This is a genomic window from Anabaena subtropica FACHB-260 (genome assembly GCF_014697105.1).
In the GTDB taxonomy this organism is placed as follows: domain Bacteria; phylum Cyanobacteriota; class Cyanobacteriia; order Cyanobacteriales; family Nostocaceae; genus Trichormus; species Trichormus subtropicus.
The window spans coordinates 1-17455 of sequence record NZ_JACJRF010000068.1; the positions used below are offsets into that span (position 1 = coordinate 1).

15 protein-coding genes and 1 pseudogene are annotated in these 17455 nt (G+C 41.9%); 9 read left to right on the plus strand and 7 right to left on the minus strand.

What is annotated here, in order from left to right; all coding sequences use genetic code 11:
- The 4 genes and pseudogenes from H6G18_RS23200 to H6G18_RS23215 form a co-directional block, all read left to right on the plus strand.
- Window positions 1–189 (plus strand): annotated as a pseudogene (locus tag H6G18_RS23200) (photosystem II q(b) protein); the annotation flags it as partial.
- 491 nt (window positions 190–680) lie between these two features.
- Complete coding sequence (gene psbA / locus H6G18_RS23205; RefSeq protein WP_190409451.1) at window positions 681–1751, plus strand: photosystem II q(b) protein; 1071 nt, start codon at window positions 681–683, stop codon at window positions 1749–1751.
- 301 nt (window positions 1752–2052) lie between these two features.
- Complete coding sequence (locus H6G18_RS23210; RefSeq protein ID WP_190409452.1) at window positions 2053–3444, plus strand: malic enzyme-like NAD(P)-binding protein; 1392 nt, start codon at window positions 2053–2055, stop codon at window positions 3442–3444.
- Between the two features lie 323 nt (window positions 3445–3767).
- Window positions 3768–6074: a PhoD-like phosphatase gene (locus tag H6G18_RS23215; protein WP_190409453.1), complete on the plus strand. Its 2307-nt coding sequence runs from the start codon at window positions 3768–3770 to the stop codon at window positions 6072–6074.
- Between the two features lie 77 nt (window positions 6075–6151).
- Here H6G18_RS23215 and H6G18_RS23220 read toward each other — a convergent pair whose 3' ends face one another.
- On the minus strand, window positions 6152–6652 hold the full coding sequence (locus H6G18_RS23220) for a hypothetical protein (protein ID WP_190409454.1): 501 nt from the start codon (window positions 6650–6652) through the stop codon (window positions 6152–6154).
- Between the two features lie 98 nt (window positions 6653–6750).
- Complete coding sequence (locus H6G18_RS23225) at window positions 6751–7290, minus strand: L,D-transpeptidase (protein WP_190409455.1); 540 nt, start codon at window positions 7288–7290, stop codon at window positions 6751–6753.
- 714 nt (window positions 7291–8004) lie between these two features.
- Between H6G18_RS23225 and H6G18_RS23230 the strand changes: the two genes are divergently transcribed.
- A complete protein-coding gene (locus tag H6G18_RS23230; RefSeq protein WP_190409456.1) occupies window positions 8005–8628 on the plus strand; it encodes a PEP-CTERM sorting domain-containing protein in 624 nt (207 codons plus the stop codon).
- Window positions 8629–8729: 101 nt separating this feature from the next.
- Here the strand turns inward: H6G18_RS23230 and H6G18_RS23235 are convergent, their stop codons facing one another.
- Together H6G18_RS23235 and H6G18_RS23240 are read right to left on the minus strand one after the other, a co-directional pair.
- Entirely contained in the window at window positions 8730–9245 is a 516-nt protein-coding gene (locus H6G18_RS23235) for a L,D-transpeptidase (protein ID WP_190409457.1), read from the minus strand.
- 85 nt (window positions 9246–9330) lie between these two features.
- Window positions 9331–9963, minus strand: coding sequence for a bifunctional 4-hydroxy-2-oxoglutarate aldolase/2-dehydro-3-deoxy-phosphogluconate aldolase (locus H6G18_RS23240; RefSeq protein ID WP_190409458.1), 633 nt, complete (start codon window positions 9961–9963; stop codon window positions 9331–9333).
- 376 nt (window positions 9964–10339) lie between these two features.
- On the opposite strand from H6G18_RS23240, the gene H6G18_RS23245 reads away from it, so the two are divergent.
- Entirely contained in the window at window positions 10340–10903 is a 564-nt protein-coding gene (locus H6G18_RS23245) for an HdeD family acid-resistance protein (protein WP_190409464.1), read from the plus strand.
- 32 nt (window positions 10904–10935) lie between these two features.
- Here H6G18_RS23245 and H6G18_RS23250 read toward each other — a convergent pair whose 3' ends face one another.
- From H6G18_RS23250 to H6G18_RS23260, 3 genes are all read right to left on the minus strand, one after another.
- Window positions 10936–11955, minus strand: coding sequence for a ribonuclease Z (locus H6G18_RS23250; RefSeq protein WP_313954455.1), 1020 nt, complete (start codon window positions 11953–11955; stop codon window positions 10936–10938).
- A 208-nt stretch (window positions 11956–12163) separates the two neighbouring features.
- Window positions 12164–12358 (minus strand): hypothetical protein, encoded by a 195-nt coding sequence (locus H6G18_RS23255; protein ID WP_190409459.1) that lies wholly within the window; start codon window positions 12356–12358, stop codon window positions 12164–12166.
- Between the two features lie 62 nt (window positions 12359–12420).
- Entirely contained in the window at window positions 12421–13482 is a 1062-nt protein-coding gene (locus tag H6G18_RS23260; protein ID WP_190409460.1) for a glycosyltransferase family 4 protein, read from the minus strand.
- 452 nt (window positions 13483–13934) lie between these two features.
- On the opposite strand from H6G18_RS23260, the gene xth reads away from it, so the two are divergent.
- From xth to H6G18_RS23275, 3 genes are all read left to right on the plus strand, one after another.
- Entirely contained in the window at window positions 13935–14717 is a 783-nt protein-coding gene (gene xth, locus H6G18_RS23265) for an exodeoxyribonuclease III (protein WP_190409461.1), read from the plus strand.
- A 152-nt stretch (window positions 14718–14869) separates the two neighbouring features.
- Entirely contained in the window at window positions 14870–15745 is an 876-nt protein-coding gene (locus H6G18_RS23270; RefSeq protein WP_190409462.1) for an SDR family oxidoreductase, read from the plus strand.
- 72 nt (window positions 15746–15817) lie between these two features.
- A complete protein-coding gene (locus H6G18_RS23275; RefSeq protein ID WP_190409463.1) occupies window positions 15818–17314 on the plus strand; it encodes an HlyD family efflux transporter periplasmic adaptor subunit in 1497 nt (498 codons plus the stop codon).
- The last annotated feature ends 141 nt before the right edge of the window (window positions 17315–17455 follow it).

The window sequence follows — 17455 nt, forward strand, 5'->3', positions numbered from 1 at the left end:
GGTTTCAACTTCAACCAGTCCATCATCGACTCGCAAGGTCGTGTCATCAATACCTGGGCTGACATCATCAACCGCGCTAACTTGGGTATGGAAGTAATGCACGAGCGTAACGCTCACAACTTCCCCTTAGACTTAGCTGCTGGTGAAGTTGCTCCTGTTGCTATCAGCGCTCCTGCTATCAACGGTTAATTCTTAGCTCTTAACTGAATAGAAAAGCGTCCTTCCGATTGGAAGGACGCTTTTTTGTTTTTATTTAAAAAGAACTCAAGTCCATTAAGGTATAGCCACCAGTACGAATGTCATTTTCGCCAACCCATTCGTTATGATATGAACCTTAGCAAACCAATATTGATAAAAAAGTAACTTTCACTTCCTGACAACTACTGAAAGAATTACTCAAGATTGCCTCATCATTGCAATCTGTTAATAATAATTAGTGAAAGTTTATGGAAAACTAAGAATAATTAATGTAAAACCGGATCTTATAGAGCCAGGATAATTTCCCTGATACTTTTACCGTCTCCCTGGGGAAAATAATTAGCAGTGTGGGTGGTGAGGCAATTTAAAAAACTCCTGGTGAATGGGGAGAAGATATTGCTAAAAGTCTTGGAAAACAACTTAGTTCTCGATTTTGCGAAGTTGGGAGAGTTTGTTCTTGGCATTTTCTAACAAATACAGCCATGACTACGATTTTAGGAAGGAGCGAAAGCGGCAACCTGTGGGATCGGTTTTGTCAATGGATTACTAGCACTGAAAATCGGCTTTATGTCGGTTGGTTCGGGGTTTTGATGATTCCCACCCTGTTGACTGCTACCATCTGTTTCATCATTGCATTTATTGCTGCTCCGCCCGTTGATATTGATGGGATTCGGGAGCCAGTATCAGGTTCTTTATTATACGGCAACAACATCATCACGGGTGCTGTTGTACCCACATCTAACGCTATTGGTTTACATTTTTACCCCATTTGGGATGCGGCTTCAATGGATGAATGGCTTTACAATGGCGGGCCTTATCAGCTAATTATTCTGCATTTCCTCATTGGCATCTTTTGCTGGCTGGGTCGGCAATGGGAGTTAAGCTATCGTTTGGGGATGCGTCCTTGGATTTGTGTTGCTTACTCTGCGCCTGTCGCGGCTGCAACTTCTGTTTTCTTAATTTACCCAATTGGGCAAGGTAGTTTTTCTGATGGTATGCCTTTGGGCATTAGTGGGACTTTTAACTTCATGTTGGTTTTCCAAGCCGAGCATAACATCCTCATGCACCCATTCCATATGTTAGGTGTGGCGGGGGTGTTTGGTGGCGCGTTGTTCGCAGCTATGCACGGTTCTTTGGTGTCTTCTTCTCTAGTGAGGGAGACGACGGAAGTTGAGTCTGTGAATTACGGCTACAAATTTGGGCAAGAACAAGAAACTTATAGCATTGTGGCAGCTCATGGGTACTTTGGACGATTAATTTGGCAATACGCCAGCTTTAACAATTCCCGCTCCTTGCACTTTTTCTTGGCTGCTTGGCCTGTAATTGGGATTTGGTTCACGGCTTTGGGCATTAGTACAATGGCTTTCAACCTGAATGGATTCAACTTTAACCATTCTGTGATTGATTCCCAAGGTCGGGTAATTAATACTTGGGCAGATGTCCTCAACCGCGCCAACTTGGGTATTGAAGTCATGCACGAGCGCAATGCTCACAACTTCCCCCTAGATTTGGCTAGTGGCGATGTTGTACCTGCGCCGATTATTCATGGTTAATTTGAGGATTCTTATATGTTCATTGCGCTCTCTGAATTGGGGGCGCTTTTTCTTATCGTTTAACATAAGTAGCATTATCAGCCATAATGCGACATTTGAGGTCGTTACGTGCAATTATGAGGCAGATAAGCTTGAGCGTAGATGAATTTATTGAATTATTGTGATTTAGCTCAAAAAATATGTACTGCAAAAAAAGAGCTATCTCTAGACAATAGGATTTTAGGCGTTAGATTTTATCGTAAAAATAGAATTTACTGTGACAATCCAATATAAAATCTAAAATCTCAAATCTCAAATTAAGATGGCAGACCTAACTCCTAATTCCAGCTTTAGTGTTACTCTCCGGTTACAGATTCCCAATCGTGTGGGAATGCTAGCATCTATCACTCAGGCGATCGCATCCAGTGGCGGTAATCTCGGTCAAATCGATTTAATTGAGCAAACTCGCCAAATTTCTATCCGTGACCTGACAGTTGATGCTGCTAGCACTGAACACGCGGAAATTATTGTACAAGCCGTCAAAGCCATACCTGATATTAAGGTGGTAAGTGTTTACGATCGCACCTTTAATTTGCATCGTGGAGGCAAAATCAGCATCACCAGCCGGATTCCTCTCAAGAGTGTTTCTGACCTAGCAATGGCTTATACCCCTGGTGTGGGTAGGGTTTGTACAGCGATCGCTCAAGACCCGGCAGAAGTTTATAATTTAACCATCAAACAAAATACTGTTGCTATTGTCACTGATGGCAGTGCGGTTTTAGGATTGGGCAATCTCGGCCCCCATGCAGCTTTACCGGTGATGGAAGGTAAAGCTATGCTATTTAAGGAATTTGCTGGGCTTGATGCCTTTCCCATTTGCTTGGCTACCCAAAATACCGAAGAAATTATCCAAGCAGTCAAAAATATTGCTCCCGTTTTTGGTGGTGTGAATTTAGAGGATATCGCTGCACCCCGTTGTTTTGAAATTGAACAAAGATTGCGGCAAGAATTAGATATCCCCGTTTTTCACGATGACCAACATGGTACAGCGATTGTCACCTTGGCAGCTTTATTTAACTCCCTGAAGCTGGTGCAGAAGTCTATCGCCGAAATCCGCATCGTCATTAACGGCGCTGGTGCGGCTGGTGTAGCGATTGCCCGGTTACTGCGGAAAGCGGGAGCAGAAAAAATCTGGATGTGCGACTCTAAAGGGATCATTTCTACCACTCGCACTGATCTAAATGAAGAAAAACAGGAATTTGCTGTCAAAGCTCAGGGTACACTAGCAGGTGCAGTCCAAGGCGCAGATGTGTTTATTGGTGTGAGTGCGCCTGGAGTGTTAACACCAGACATGGTGAAGTCTATGGCTAAAGACCCGATTGTGTTTGCTATGGCTAATCCCATACCCGAAATTCAGCCAGAATTAGTGCAGAACGATGTGGCTGTCATCGCCACAGGTCGTAGTGACTACCCCAACCAAATTAATAACGTTTTAGCCTTCCCTGGGGTATTCCGTGGTGCTTTGGATTGTCGCGCACACACAATTACCACCACAATGTATTTAGAAGCAGCCAGCGCGATCGCTTCTTTAGTTAATCCCTCAGACTTAAATCGGGAACATATTATTCCCTCAGTCTTTGATGAACGTGTCGTCACCGCAGTAGCTGCTGCTGTGCAACGTGCAGCACGAGAAGAAGGGATTGCACGGGGTTAATTAAATCTAAAAATTATCTTGATAAAGGATGGGCGATTCGTCCATCCTTTATCAGGGATTCAAGCCCCTCTACGCGTCGGAGAGGGGTTGGAGTGAGGTTCGTCGAACTCACGTTAAAGTACGTTAACTTGAACTTTATCAACGGAGTTCCAATACTCGCTCATCTCACTCAAACACTCATTAAGGGAGTTCGAATACTCGCTCATCTAGCTTAAACACTCGTCAACGGAGTTCCAATACTCATTTATTAGTTTTAAACTATAGGACTTATACTATTTCACTTAAATCATCTAAACAATTTCTCAAACCTGTAACTTTTGGTCATGAATAACCAATCTGAGGGCTTTTTAGAGGATCTACCGTTGATTTTAGCGGGGCCATTGCTACAACATACTGAATCAAAATCAGTAACAGTAATGGTTGCACTCAAACAACCTTGTCAGGGAGAACTCAAAGTCTACGAAACAACAAATAATGGTGAAAGGTTAGGAAATTGTTTATTAGAAGGACGACACTTTACTGTTGCTTTGGGCAAGTATCTGCACATTGTAGCAATTACAGCCGTGTCTCCAGTGGGGAATAGCTTAACTAGCGATCGCATTTATGCTTATGACCTCCAGTTCACCTGTGCCGACCAAACTTTACTTACCCTAGAACAAGCATTATCTTCCAATCGCTTTCCCCAAGTTAGTATTAGCTACTTTGAGCATCAAAAACCAACATTTGTTCTCCCTCCAGACTGCCTAGAAGATTTGCATATTATTCATGCGTCTTGTCGCAAACCCCACGGTCATGGAATAGATGCCTTACCCTTGCTCGATGCTCTCATTGCCTCAGCAGCCAATCAACCCCACAGCCGCCCCCATCAGTTATTCCTCACAGGTGATCAAATCTATGGCGATGATGTAGCAGCACCGTTTTTATGGGTCGCCAGTCATCTTGGTGATGCCCTTCTGGGCTGGGAAGAACAATTACCTCTAAGTCAAGGTGATCGCACTCCCAAGGAACTACCCCCAGGAGAACGGGCAGAAGTGGCAACCGAAGAAGCAGGGTTTACCGCCGGATTACATAAAAAACCAGAGAAAATATCCAGCCATCTGTTGAGCTTGGGGGAATATTACGCTGCTTATTTACTGGCTTGGTCGCCGGTGTGCTGGCCCGATGCCTTTCCCCCAGGACAATGGGTGACAAGCGATCGCCAAACCCTCAAAACTTGGGATCAGGAAGTGGCAGATTTGCGACAATTAATTCATACGTTGGGAAAGGTGCGGCGGGCGCTGGCAAATATTCCCATGTACACCATCTTCGATGATCATGATGTGAGTGATGATTGGAACCTCAATCAAGCTTGGTGTTTGCGAGTCTTGGGCAAACCTCTAGGACGGCGGACTGTACAAAATGCTTTGTTAGCCTACAGTGTGTTCCAAGCTTGGGGTAATACACCAGAGCAGTTTACAGTTGGTCGATCTGGAGGAAAGTTGCTGGCGGCGGCAGAGAATTGGTCAGCATCAGCAGGAAAAGATGTTGCAGCTGATCAGGCGATCGCCAATTATGTCGGGATGCCAAACTGCAATCCCCACACAGGGCTACCCAACTTTGTTTTAGAAGATGGAGTATTTATCCTAGAGCGCCATCCTGAAACACTTACTTGGGACTACACCATCAAAAGCAATTGCCATGAAGTCATAGTATTAGATACGCGCACATGGCGGGGCTATCCAGCCGACCAAAAACCAATCGCCCCACCGATGTTGCTATCTCCCCGTGCGATGAAGCAACAACTGCTGCAAAGATTACAAAAAACAGCAGACAACCAACATCTCACCACCTTTGTCATTGCACCTACCAATGTATTCGGATTAAAAGTCATTGATTGGATTCATCATTGGCAGTTAAAACGCGAAAAAGTTTTCTCTACAGATGTCGGCGATTCTTGGAATATTCATTTTGAAGCACTAGCAAAACTCCTGACAACTTTGTGTGAACAACGTCAACAAGTCATCATTCTCTCTGGTGATATTCATTACAGTTGTGCAGCCCGCTTTTCTTATGGATCAATTCCCCATTCACCACAGCAATCTGTCATCGTGCAGTTAACCGCCAGCGCTTTGAAAAATGAAGAGATACTGACGAGATTGATTCACACACGTTTAAAACAATGGCTTCTACCTGAAAAAGTCCGCCGTTGGCTTGGCTGGAATCAACCACCCAATATGCTAGAAGTTACTGCAAAACATTTACACCGCCGTCAAGCACTAACTAATCCTAACTGGCATTGTGTACTGGAGTGGATACCGAGACAACGCATTCAGAATTTCCATAGCCAAGTAGATATGTCTACTTTCGTTGCCCCCTGGAACCGCAAAAATGCTCGTTGGCAATGGTTACAACCCTTAAAATTTTGGCAATATCCCTGGTTTCAGGATGGCCGAGAAGTTGTAGGGGTGAACAATTTAGCATTAGTTCACTTTGAGTTATCAGATACTAGTAATGCTTATACAGTTATTCAAGATACTTATTGGTTTTCTTCTACATCATCAACTCAAATTGTTTACAGCCGTTTTGCTACTAAATTCCAACCAAATCAATATTTGTTAGATGAATTTTTAATTGTAGGGAGTAGGGAGTAAATCAATTAAAAATCCCAAAATGTAGTGCAGGCAAGATACCCCGCCCTAATTGTGCAAGTTCAATTTAGAACAAATGATCACAGCGATCGCTCTGTTGGATTAGCTGTTGATTGAGAACGCTGCTGTTGGTAAAATCTTACGACCTTCTGAACATAGGTAGCAGTAAAGCCAGTATTGCAACCTGTATATGCACCAGTCATCCACCAACAAGCTACACCACTAACAGCCGCAGTTTCATTGTTATTCGTAGCGCGGAATTGCTGGTTTAACTCACGGCGTGTAATACAAGACACTACTTGACGCGCTAATGTGGGATTATTTTCAAATTGTGTTGGTGTGACTTCTCTTTTGAGACAAGTTTTTGACCAACCCCTGAAAGTTTCTGGTTTAACTTGCCAAGCACTATAAAGTCCATCGTTGGTTTTACCAGTTTGCGGTGCAGCTTGTCTTAGTGCTTCCACTAATGCTGCAACTTGAGCATCAGTAGTTTGTTGTTGTGCTTGAGCAGACGATGGAGAAAATCCGCAGCCGATGACAACACCACCAACAAATAGCGACAGCAAAAGGTAATTTCTCATAAATCTCTATCAACCAGACAACATCTATTCAATGATAATTTATGAATTACCTAGTAGAGACGTAGCAGTTCTACGTCTCTACGTCATTTCTTTTGGTATTAGCGACGTACTATTACCAATGTCCCTGGTGTCGTCCAGTTGTATAACTTACGTGCTTGCTGGACTGGTAAATTTACACAACCATGACTGACTGGAGTTCCAAAACGATTATGCCAGTAAGCACCGTGAATAGCATAGCCTTTATGAAAATACATGGCATAAGGAACATCAGGAATGTCATAGCCAGGGCCTCGCATCCGATTAATGCGATATTTGGAATTAATCTTAAATTGACCTACGGGTGTAGGGGTTGAGCGCTTACCTGTGGAAATTCGGAAGGAATGTACCAGTTTTTTACCTTCCCAAGCAAATAAGCGTTGCGCTGATAAATCAATTTCAATTCTACGAGGTTGAGATATTTGTTTGGTGTCGGGTATAGTAATGCTGTTTTGCTCAACTGAGGCGATTTTAGCTGTCCTAGAACTGGGATCAGCTGTCGTCGGTAGCAACCCAGAAAGCAAAGCCACCATGACTACTATCACACCTGTACACAAATTTCCTGAGCGACGTATCCAAGTATTACGAATCCAGCTTTGCATATTCGATCACCTTCTTGATTATGCAAACATCATCAATCCCTAAATTTTCAATTCCCAAATATTCAAGATTCATCACAGAAATCTTGCTATTTTGTAGCGGTTGTACTTCTAGGGAACTTTGAATTAAAGTTTAACGAAAGTCTGGATTTACGTTAATTCCCTTGAGGCAGATTCTGAGATTTTCCTCTTCTATAATTTATTTCACCTTCAGTTATCCTCATTCCGGAAATTTATAGTATATTTTTCCACCCAAATAGCCCAAACATCTGCTTTTATTGATATTTATACTAGGGATTTTAACACTCCAACTTAGGCTAATATTCCCCTGAATATGAGACAAACTCATGAATTTCAAAATCACCAGAGCCATTCATTAGGTTATCATAAGTAATTTAACGGATAACAAAAAACGAGCGATTGCTATTTCCCAAAAGCCCTATCCATAAAGCCATATATTAGTATTTTCACTAATAAAATATATGTTATTTATATAAACCATCCGAGGTTTTACTAAATATATATTAGAGACTTTATATCGGAATTAAATTATCCCTTCTTTTTGAAAAGAAATGATGAAACAGCATAGTGAAAAATGTAATTCTGTATAAATAAAGATAAAATTCAAATTATCGAAGAAAAAAGTTATTCAAAGGAATCAGTACTAACTGCATGAATAACATACCAACTTTATAAAAATTTAAACCGGAGTCGAAAATGCAACGCAAGTTTTCTTATATATCAGCTTCAGCTTTATTAGTTACTGGAATCGCTTGTACAGCAATTGCAGCACCTGCACAAGCAACAGTTTCTTGTAGTGTTGGAAATATTACCTTTGGGGGAATATCAGCTACGGCTTGTCAAGGGCCATTTTCCGGTAACGACACAGGCTCAGGCAACCCTCTGGAAACCCAATTGGATGGTGGTTTGTTTAGTAGTGTTGTCGGTTCAAATGTAGACTGGTCATTGCTTGGCAAATCGGATGACCCCAATCAAAGTCTTATAACTGCGGGTAGCAGTTCCAATGGCACCCTAACATTGGGCGGACAATTATCAGATTGGTTGGGTAAAACATTTGTGATTAGCCTCAAGGCAAGTAATAGTTACAGTGCCTATCTATTCCAAAATTTCCAAGGCACTTCTTTACAAGCAATCTACAACACCATTGGCGTTTCTCAAAACGGACAAGGAAAAGCTCAAGGTTTATCTCATGCTTCATTGTTCGTGGCTAACTTACCACAAACTCCACCTCCTACTTCTGTTCCCGAACCAGCTAGTTTGATCGGTCTTGGTTTAGTAGCAACTGGGATGTTCAAAATTCGCCGTCATCGCTCAATCTAATTTCTTTTTTCTGAATAAACTTCACCCATTACAGTTGTAGTAGGTTGAAAACTTAAAATAGTTACAGGCAATAGTCTGTAACTATTTTTTATTTTTATTCATTAGTTCTGAATGACAACTGGTGTTCCTAAAGATGCCCAATTGAATAGCCATTGAGCATGATTAGGAGCAAGGTTAACACAGCCATTACTTACAGGTCTGCCAAATTTTTTATGCCAATAGGCTCCATGAATGCCGTAATTACCCTGATAAAACATGGCATGGGGAACGTTGGGAACATCATAGTTTCTACCACGCATCCGTGTAGACTTATGCTTTGATTGAATCTTGAAAGTACCAACACGGGTAGGTGTAGCTTTTTTACCAGAAGAAATGACGATCGCATACACAGGTTTTCCACCTTCCCAAGCAATTAATCTTTGATTGGCAAGATTAATTTGAATCCAACGCTGATCGGATTTTTGCAAAGTCTCAATAGTGTTTTCAATTCTTTTAGAAGTTGAAGTTGCCAAGACTTCACCAGATCCGTTAGTTATCACACTTAAGGATAATGCTGCGCTAACAGCAAACAACATTTTTAAACCACGTTTCCAGTCAGGATAAATTAGTGATTTCATAGTAGAAACACGCCGATGATAGAATGCAAGTATATTTTGAGAAATCAACTATAACAGTGGTTTTTAAATAATTTCATCCTGAAAACTACGCTAATTTTTGCATAAGTCCTCTGGCTAATTGAGCGATCGCTTGCCAATTTTCCTCTTTCACTAGTTGCGGAGGACATAACTCTCCACTTAAACCAACTGCGATCGCACCTGCTTGAATTAATTCCTTGGCATTCTCCAAGGTTACTCCTCCGGTGGGAATTAAGGGAATATGACCTAATGGCCCTTGGAGACTCTGGATATAGTTAGCACCCCCTACAGCTTGCACAGGGAATACTTTTACACAGCTTGCACCATAAGACCAAGCACTGACAATTTCTGTAGGGGTGAGTGCGCCGGGAATGATGGGTATATTTTTGATGAAGGCTGCTTGAATCATTGCCGAATCAACATGAGGTGTAAACAGAAATTCTGCCCCAGAGGCGATCGCATCTTCTAGCTGCTGTAAATTAAATAATGTACCAGTGCCAATAGTGCAATCGGGTAATTTATCACGTAATTGGGTGATTAGTTCCCCAGGGCGATCGCTATTCCAAGTAATTTCAATTAGCCGCATTCCTCCAGAAGCTACAGCCAAAGCCATTTTCAGCCCTAATTCGAGTTTCGGTGCGCGGATAACTGCGATCGCTCGCTGTTTGTGCAACTGTGACAACCAATCTTGAGTAGACATTATTACGGAGACGGAAGCGTTCTATTTTCTTAATTTTATTTTTAAACGTATTAGGCGCTTCGTTTTCCCCCAGGGTAGGAACGCAGGGGATTAATGAAAACTTTGTGTGTCGTGTTTCCAGGAAGTTTGCAGCCACCTTTTTTTTACCTCATTCCCCGGATAGATACTTATCATGCACCATTAGTCAGATGGAAGATCGGCAGGAAGTATTTAAGCTGAGTCTAGCAAGGCAATAATACATTCTAGAAGCAAGCTAAGAGCCAAAAGAAGAAGAGGGAACCAGGGCGGAAATGTTCCTAGTCCCCAGTTTCCAGTCCCCAATCTTAATGACGAATTAACTAAAATGCCCAATGTGCAGAAATTACCCAATCAAGCTATGAGACATAGATCCCTGGGAACGGGAAAACGACTAGCTCGCAATTGGTGGACAGTGGCCTTGCGGGGAGCGATCGCCATTATTTTTGGTTTAGTAGCTCTATGCTGGCCTACTCTTACCTTGACTTCATTGGTGTACCTCTTTGCCAGTTTTTGGCTTGCAGGTGGAATATTATTAGCGATCGCAGCGTTTCAAGAACAGTTGCCCGATATTCATAGTAAATTGCTTTTACTAGAAGGAATTATCGGGATTGCCGTAGGTGCGATCGCTTGTATCTACCCTGGAATTACGGCATTTGTATTACTTTATTTAATTGCTGCTTGGGCGATCGGCACTGGTATATTCGAGATTATTGCATCTATTCAACTGCGACGAGTAATAGAAAATGAGTGGCTACCCGCAGTAGCTGGAGTTGTCTCTCTCATCTTCGGTGTCATGTTGATTACCTGGCCAGTAGCTCAAGCACTAGCTATTTTGTGGTTAATTGCTGCTTATACCATCCTTTTTGGGACACTACTATTAATTCTTGGTTTCCGACTGCGTAGTTGGGGTATGAAAAATTAAGAGTTCAAGTCATTTAATTTCCCATGTCCCACTTACAATTGAGAACTCGTTTGTGTTGGTTTCTCGACAGGAGAATGGTGTTTAGAATTTTGAATTGGTATTGCTCCGTTTAACGCAGGCTGTCTTCTTCTGGGTACATCATAAGTCATGAAATCATAGGCCATATCTGTACGAGGAAAGATGGCACGGGCTTCTTGCAGTAAATCTTTCAACTCTACGGTGTTTCCCGGTGCATAGCGAGGACTGAAATGAGTCATCAATAATCGACGCACTCCAGCCTTTAAAGCTGTTTGTGCTGCCATTGTGGTTGTGGAGTGCAATCTCTGAAAAGCCATCTCTGCATCTTGATGGGCAAAGGTAGCTTCGTGAATTAACACATCTGCATCTTGGGCTAATTCCACTGCACCATCACAATATATTGTGTCTGTACAATAGGCAAGCTTACGCCCAATTTCTGTGGGGCCACATAATTCTGTGCCATTAATTACACGTCCATCGGCAAGGGTGACAGTTTCACCGCGCTTTAGTTGACCATAAATTCTTCCAGCAGGAATTTCCAATGCTTTGGCTTTTTCTACGTCAAAACGTCCTGCTCGGTTTTTTTCGGCTACACGATAGCCGAAGGCTGTAATGCGATGATGTAAAGGGCCACAACTAACAGTAAATTCCTCATCTTCATAAATTACACCAGGGCGAACTGTATGGACTTTAATGGGATAGGAAAAATGTGTATGAGAGTAACGTGAAGCGGCTTGAATATACTCATTTAATCCTGACGGCCCATAGATATCAACTCTTTGTACATTACCCGCTAAGCCACAACTAGCAAGAAGTCCCATTAAGCCGAAAATATGATCACCGTGCAGATGGGTAATAAAAATTCGGGACAATTGGCTAATTTTTAGATCACTCCGTAAAATTTGATGCTGAGTGCCTTCGCCACAGTCGAATAACCACAACTCTGCCCGTTGCGGTAATCTTAGAGCAACACTGGAAACATTACGCGCTCTTGTGGGTACACCAGAACTTGTCCCTAAAAATGTAATCTGCACAGCGTTTTCTAGCCTTCCTCTTGCTATGTTTAAAGCTATGTTTTCTATAGTGGCATGGTTGCTGGGCAAATTGCTGGGAAATTAGGGAAGGTCACAGGGTTACAGATAGAGAGACAAGTAAAAAGTAATTTTTACTCACCACTCCCCACTCAGCACTCAAAAGAGGCAGGGGAGCAGGGGAGCAGATGAAGAAACTCTTACTCAGCACTCATAACTCAGCACTCCCCACTGTCTGGGTAACTACCCCTGTATTGCGAGTATCCACATTGGGTAAACGATTATTGTTACTCAATAGTGGGACTTCTTGACGGCAAGACAGGCAAAACCAATACAGTTCCCCGTGACGGACGTGGCGGAGGAGAGAACCACCGCAACATGGGCAATTATTGGCTCGCATACTCATACCAATGTCCTCCTGCAAGAAAAATTGTTGTTGAAAAATGTTAAAAAAGTTGTTGTTTAAAATTAGATTTTAGCTGCATGGATATGACTAGTTAAGTTGATGCGGCTTTTGATAATTTGCTCATACACCGCTTCATATCCATTAACCATTTGACTAACGCTAAATTTGTTTTCTACATATTCTCTACAACTGCGACGATTTAATTCCAATGCAGCAGGAATTATTTGAGCCATTTCCTCATGGGTTTGGCAAATAAAACCTGTTTTACCTTGGTCAATCACCTCAGGTACAGAACCGCGATTCATCCCAATTACTGGCGTACCAGTTGCCATTGATTCAATCATCACTAAACCAAAAGGTTCTTGCCAATTTATCGGAAAAAGAGTGACAGCAGCATTGCCCAGTAATTCAACTTTTTGTGTATGGTTAATTTCGCCTAAATATTCAATTTGCCGACCATCTATATGGGGGACAATCTCTTGTTCAAAAAAATTGGCATCTACTGCATCAACTTTTCCTGCCATTTTCAAGCGCCAACCATTTTCTTTGGCGATCGCAATCGCATGATGTGGGCCTTTTTCTGGAGAAAAGCGTCCTAAAAATGCCAAGTATGGCGGCTCTTGTGGTTGAGCAATGAACGGATGATCTTTTGGCTCAATACCGTTATAAACGGTTTTAATATAATTGAGATGAATTTGACGTTGGGCGTTGCTAATACTAACGTATGGTTGCTGATGATGATGACTAAAGACTTTATGGTTATCTTTGGTAAAATCACCGTGTAATGTATGCACTGTGGGAGTTTTTACCAAATCGGCTGCAAGTAATGCTGAAATCCCTAAATGAGAATGAATAATATCGAATTCCGCCGCATTCTGGTAAACTTGACTCAGTTCTAGCGTTTCATACACGGCATACTCTTGAAAGTTTTTATTTAAGCGTAATGCACGTGGACAAACTGCTTTTAAATATGCCAAGGTTTGAGAATCGCCAGAGGCAAATAATGTCACTTCATGACCACGACGAACTAGTTCATCAGTCAAGTGACTTACTACCAGCTCAATACCTCCATAATTTGGAGGTGGAACTCGTTCCCATAAAGGGGCAACTTGAGCAATTTTCATAAATTGTTTTGCTTCAGTCGGTAAGATGCTCCTCACAATTAAGACCTACATCATTTTATGAGGAATAAAATTATTACTTCCTGTTTTGACATTTAAATTAACCTAACAAACACTCCAAAGCGAAATATAGATTAATAATAACCGTCATAACTTACGGAATATATTTGAAACCCTTAGTCATAACCACTAAGCAACTACTTTTAAAATATAGCTTATATTTTCTAGTTTCATCTGCCTGCGGGATCATAAGCAAGTAAAATATTTTGTAGCCAAACTGACAAAACACTATGTTTTGTAGCTAACAATACTAAAAATCTGGTTTGGGATCAATTCTGTAAGGCTTCTATTTAGAGAAAACGCTAAAAAAACTAAGAAAACTGTTAAATATTAAATAAACATAAAAAAAAGCCAATGAAAGAGCCATTATTCATTTACATACTGTTAATCAACTAATGAAAATTGCTACTTGGAATGTTAACTCTGTTCGCACTCGTTTAGAGCAAGTTATTGATTGGTTAACGCAAAATCCCGTTGATGTTCTGTGCTTGCAAGAGACAAAGGTTGTAGATGCTGATTTTCCGCGATCGCCTTTTGCAGAGTTGGGCTATCACCTATATGTATCAGGACAGAAAGCTTATAATGGTGTAGCTTTGATTAGCCAAGAACCGCTTGCTGATGTTAGTGCAGGCTTCACAGCGATTTTGCCAGATATAGAGCCACTATGGGATGAGCAAAAACGAGTAATTACAGGTGTGATTGACGGTGTGCGGATTGTCAACCTTTATGTTCCCAATGGTTCAGCGATCGCCAGCGAAAAATACGAGTATAAGCTACGCTGGTTGACTGTGTTGAGAGAGTATCTGCGATCGCTTCTACTATTACAACCCGCTATCTGCGTTTGTGGTGACTTTAATATTGCCCTAGAAGCCAAAGACATTCACGAAAAAGTCAACGCCGAAAATCACATTATGGCATCCCCAGCCGAGCGCCAAGCTTTACGAGATGTTCTAGAACTAGGATTTGCTGATGCTTTTCGCAAATTCACAGATGAAGGTGGACACTTTAGCTGGTGGGACTACCGCGCCGCCTCCTTCCGTCGCAACCAAGGCTGGAGAATAGATCATCACTACCTCACTCCAGTACTATACGAACAGGCAAAAAGTTGCATCATTGATATCTCCCCCAGAAAATTAACTCAACCAAGCGACCATACGCCCGTTATTGTCGAAATTTAAAGTTGAGACTTTAGATTAGATACTGGGAGACTGAAATTGAGTGCTGAGTCATGAGTACTGAGTAAAATTTCACTCAGTACACTGCTCAAAGCTCTGCTACTTCTAACAGCACCACTCAGTACCCAATCCCCAATACCTAATCCCTAATCATTATGTTTTTGGTAACTGGAGCAACGGGAGACATTGGTCGTAGAGTCGTGCGACTCCTACGCGAACAAGAGCAGTCAATCAGAGCTTTTGTTCGTCTGACATCACGTTACGGCGAATTAGAACACCGAGGAGCCGATATCTTTATCGGTGATTTACGGCGAGAAAAAGATATTGAAAAAGCTTGTCGGGGTGTTCAATATATTATCAGCGCCCACGGTTCTGATAGCGATGCGCTGAATCTCGACTATCGCGCTAATATCGAACTCATTGACCAGGCGCAAGCCAATGGTGTGCAGCACTTTGTCTTTATTTCTGTATTAGGAGCCGACCGGGGGTATGAAGATGCTCCCGTATTCAAAGCCAAACGAGAGGTAGAACGCTATTTAGCGACTAGTGGCATCAATTACACTATTTTACGTCCGGCTGGATTAGCATCTAACTTGCTACCTTTAGCAGAAAGGTTTCGGGAAACAGGGTTATATTTGCTGATTGGTGACCCCAAAAACCGTACTTCAATTGTAAGTACAGATGATTTAGCAAGGATAGTAGTAGATTCGGTGAAAGTTCCAGGCGCTCGTAACCAAATATTTTCAGTTGGGGGGCCAGAGATTTTATTGCGTGAGGATATTCCCCAAATTTTTAGTCATATCTTTAATCAACAGCCGATAGTGGTCAACTCACCATTATTAGCAGTTGATGGGTTGCGGGGTATTTTAGGCTTAATTAATCCAGAAGCACAACAAGCTTTAGGAACCTTTCGCACATTACTGTCCAATGAGTTTTTCTGTAGAAAAGATGAAATAGCTAAATTAGAGCAGACCTTTAACTTCTCCTTGGAAAACTTGGAAAGTTTTTTAAGGCGCTATTTAGCAGTTTGAATCAGTCAGTAGTTAGTGGTTCTTGACTACTAACTACTGACAACTGACCACTGAACTAAAATCAAAAGCTTTATGAAATATTCTCTATTAGCCAACGCTGCTCAAGCACGTCAAACAAAACAACAGTTTGCTAGACCAGAAGACCAACTGTCTTATGAATTGGGTAAAGCAGTTAAGGAATTACCACCACTTTATACTAGATTATTAGCAGGAACCATTAGCTTAGTAGTATTTGGGACGATCGCCTGGGCTGCTCTCTCAGAAATAGACGAAGTAGCGGTTGCGCAAGGGGAATTAATCGCTTCCGCCCAGGTTAGACCAGTAACATCCTTGGGTGATGGGACAATCGATGTCATTAAAGTCAAGGAAGGCGATCGCGTCACTAAGGATCAAGTCTTAATTCAACGTGACCCAGACCTCAAACAAACTGATGTCACCAGACTAACCCAATCGAATAGACTCATTCAAGAAGACATACAGCGTTTGGAAGCAGAACGTATAGGTGGACAGAGTGCAGGTACACAAATTCAGGATGAACTCTTAAAATCTCGTCTGCGAGATTATCAAGCACGCCAAGCAGCCGCAGAAGCAGAAGCAGGTCGTCAGCGTGCGCTAATTAATCAAGCGAGAGTACGTCTGACTCGGTTACAAGAAAATTTAGTCAATGCTAGAACCAGTGTTGCTAATGCCAAAACAAATTTGTCTAATGCTAGAAGCATCAGTGCCAAAGTAGAAGAAAGCCTAGAAATTGCTCAAAGCAGAGAAAGAAACTTACGCACTTTGATCGCTCCTGGTGCTGTTCCGCGAGTCGATTATCTAGAAGCAAAAGAAAGATTGTCTCGTGCCCAAACAGATATCACCAGAGCTAAAGATGAAGTTATCAACGTCCAAAATCGCTTAACAGAAGCTCAAGATAGAGTTACATCCCTAGAAAAAGATATTGCAGCTCAAGAACAAGAAATTCGTCAAGCCGAACAAGCGTATCAAGCGGCTCGCAATCAAGTACAACGCGTAGTATCAGAGCGCCAAAGCGAAATTTTAACTGAGATGAACAAGCGCAAAGAAGAACTCACCAATGTCTCTGGACAGTTAGAGCAAGCTAAAAAACAAACAGACGGCGAAACTATCAAAGCTCCTGTTCCTGGCACAATTTATAAAATCAAAGCCACCAAAGGGCCAGTACAAGCAGGTGAAGAGTTATTATCAATTTTACCAGAAGGTGAAGAAATGGTGCTAGAGGTGAAAGTCCTCAACCGTGATATCGGATTTATTCGCAAAGGAATGAGAGCTAAAGTCAAAATGGCAACTTTCCCCTTCCAAGAATTTGGCACAATTGAAGGTGAAGTTGACCAAGTCAGCCCTAACGCCACCATTGATAAAGACTTAGGCTTAGTTTTTCCCACCAGAATTAAACTCAGTCAGCACTCTGTGACTGTTCGCGGTCAAGAAGTTGAATTTACTCCAGGGATGGCTGCAAGTGGTGAAATTGTTACTCGCAAAAAATCAGTTTTGACCTTCATTATGGAACCAGTAACTCGCCGATTTAGCGAAGCATTTTCTGTTAGGTAATCAACTCCGGTATGGTGTGTTAAGCCCCAGGCTAAGAGCTGATTCGTAAAGTAAATATTAAATAGACAATCGCCTAACCATGAGACGAAGTAAGGAACCATAAATCATGGCTTCACTTACCTCTGAATACACTTCATAATC

Bases quoted from the DNA above. Each gene is read 5' to 3' on its own strand.
- psbA (WP_190409451.1), top strand. From the start codon at position 681: ATGACTACGATTTTAGGAAGGAGCGAAAGCGGCAACCTGTGGGATCGG.
- H6G18_RS23210 (WP_190409452.1), top strand. From the start codon at position 2,053: ATGGCAGACCTAACTCCTAATTCCAGCTTTAGTGTTACTCTCCGGTTA.
- H6G18_RS23215 (WP_190409453.1), top strand. From the start codon at position 3,768: ATGAATAACCAATCTGAGGGCTTTTTAGAGGATCTACCGTTGATTTTA.
- H6G18_RS23220 (WP_190409454.1), bottom strand. From the start codon at position 6,652: ATGAGAAATTACCTTTTGCTGTCGCTATTTGTTGGTGGTGTTGTCATC.
- H6G18_RS23225 (WP_190409455.1), bottom strand. From the start codon at position 7,290: ATGCAAAGCTGGATTCGTAATACTTGGATACGTCGCTCAGGAAATTTG.
- H6G18_RS23230 (WP_190409456.1), top strand. From the start codon at position 8,005: ATGCAACGCAAGTTTTCTTATATATCAGCTTCAGCTTTATTAGTTACT.
- H6G18_RS23235 (WP_190409457.1), bottom strand. From the start codon at position 9,245: ATGAAATCACTAATTTATCCTGACTGGAAACGTGGTTTAAAAATGTTG.
- H6G18_RS23240 (WP_190409458.1), bottom strand. From the start codon at position 9,963: ATGTCTACTCAAGATTGGTTGTCACAGTTGCACAAACAGCGAGCGATC.
- H6G18_RS23245 (WP_190409464.1), top strand. From the start codon at position 10,340: ATGAGACATAGATCCCTGGGAACGGGAAAACGACTAGCTCGCAATTGG.
- H6G18_RS23255 (WP_190409459.1), bottom strand. From the start codon at position 12,358: ATGAGTATGCGAGCCAATAATTGCCCATGTTGCGGTGGTTCTCTCCTC.
- H6G18_RS23260 (WP_190409460.1), bottom strand. From the start codon at position 13,482: ATGAAAATTGCTCAAGTTGCCCCTTTATGGGAACGAGTTCCACCTCCA.
- xth (WP_190409461.1), top strand. From the start codon at position 13,935: ATGAAAATTGCTACTTGGAATGTTAACTCTGTTCGCACTCGTTTAGAG.
- H6G18_RS23270 (WP_190409462.1), top strand. From the start codon at position 14,870: ATGTTTTTGGTAACTGGAGCAACGGGAGACATTGGTCGTAGAGTCGTG.
- H6G18_RS23275 (WP_190409463.1), top strand. From the start codon at position 15,818: ATGAAATATTCTCTATTAGCCAACGCTGCTCAAGCACGTCAAACAAAA.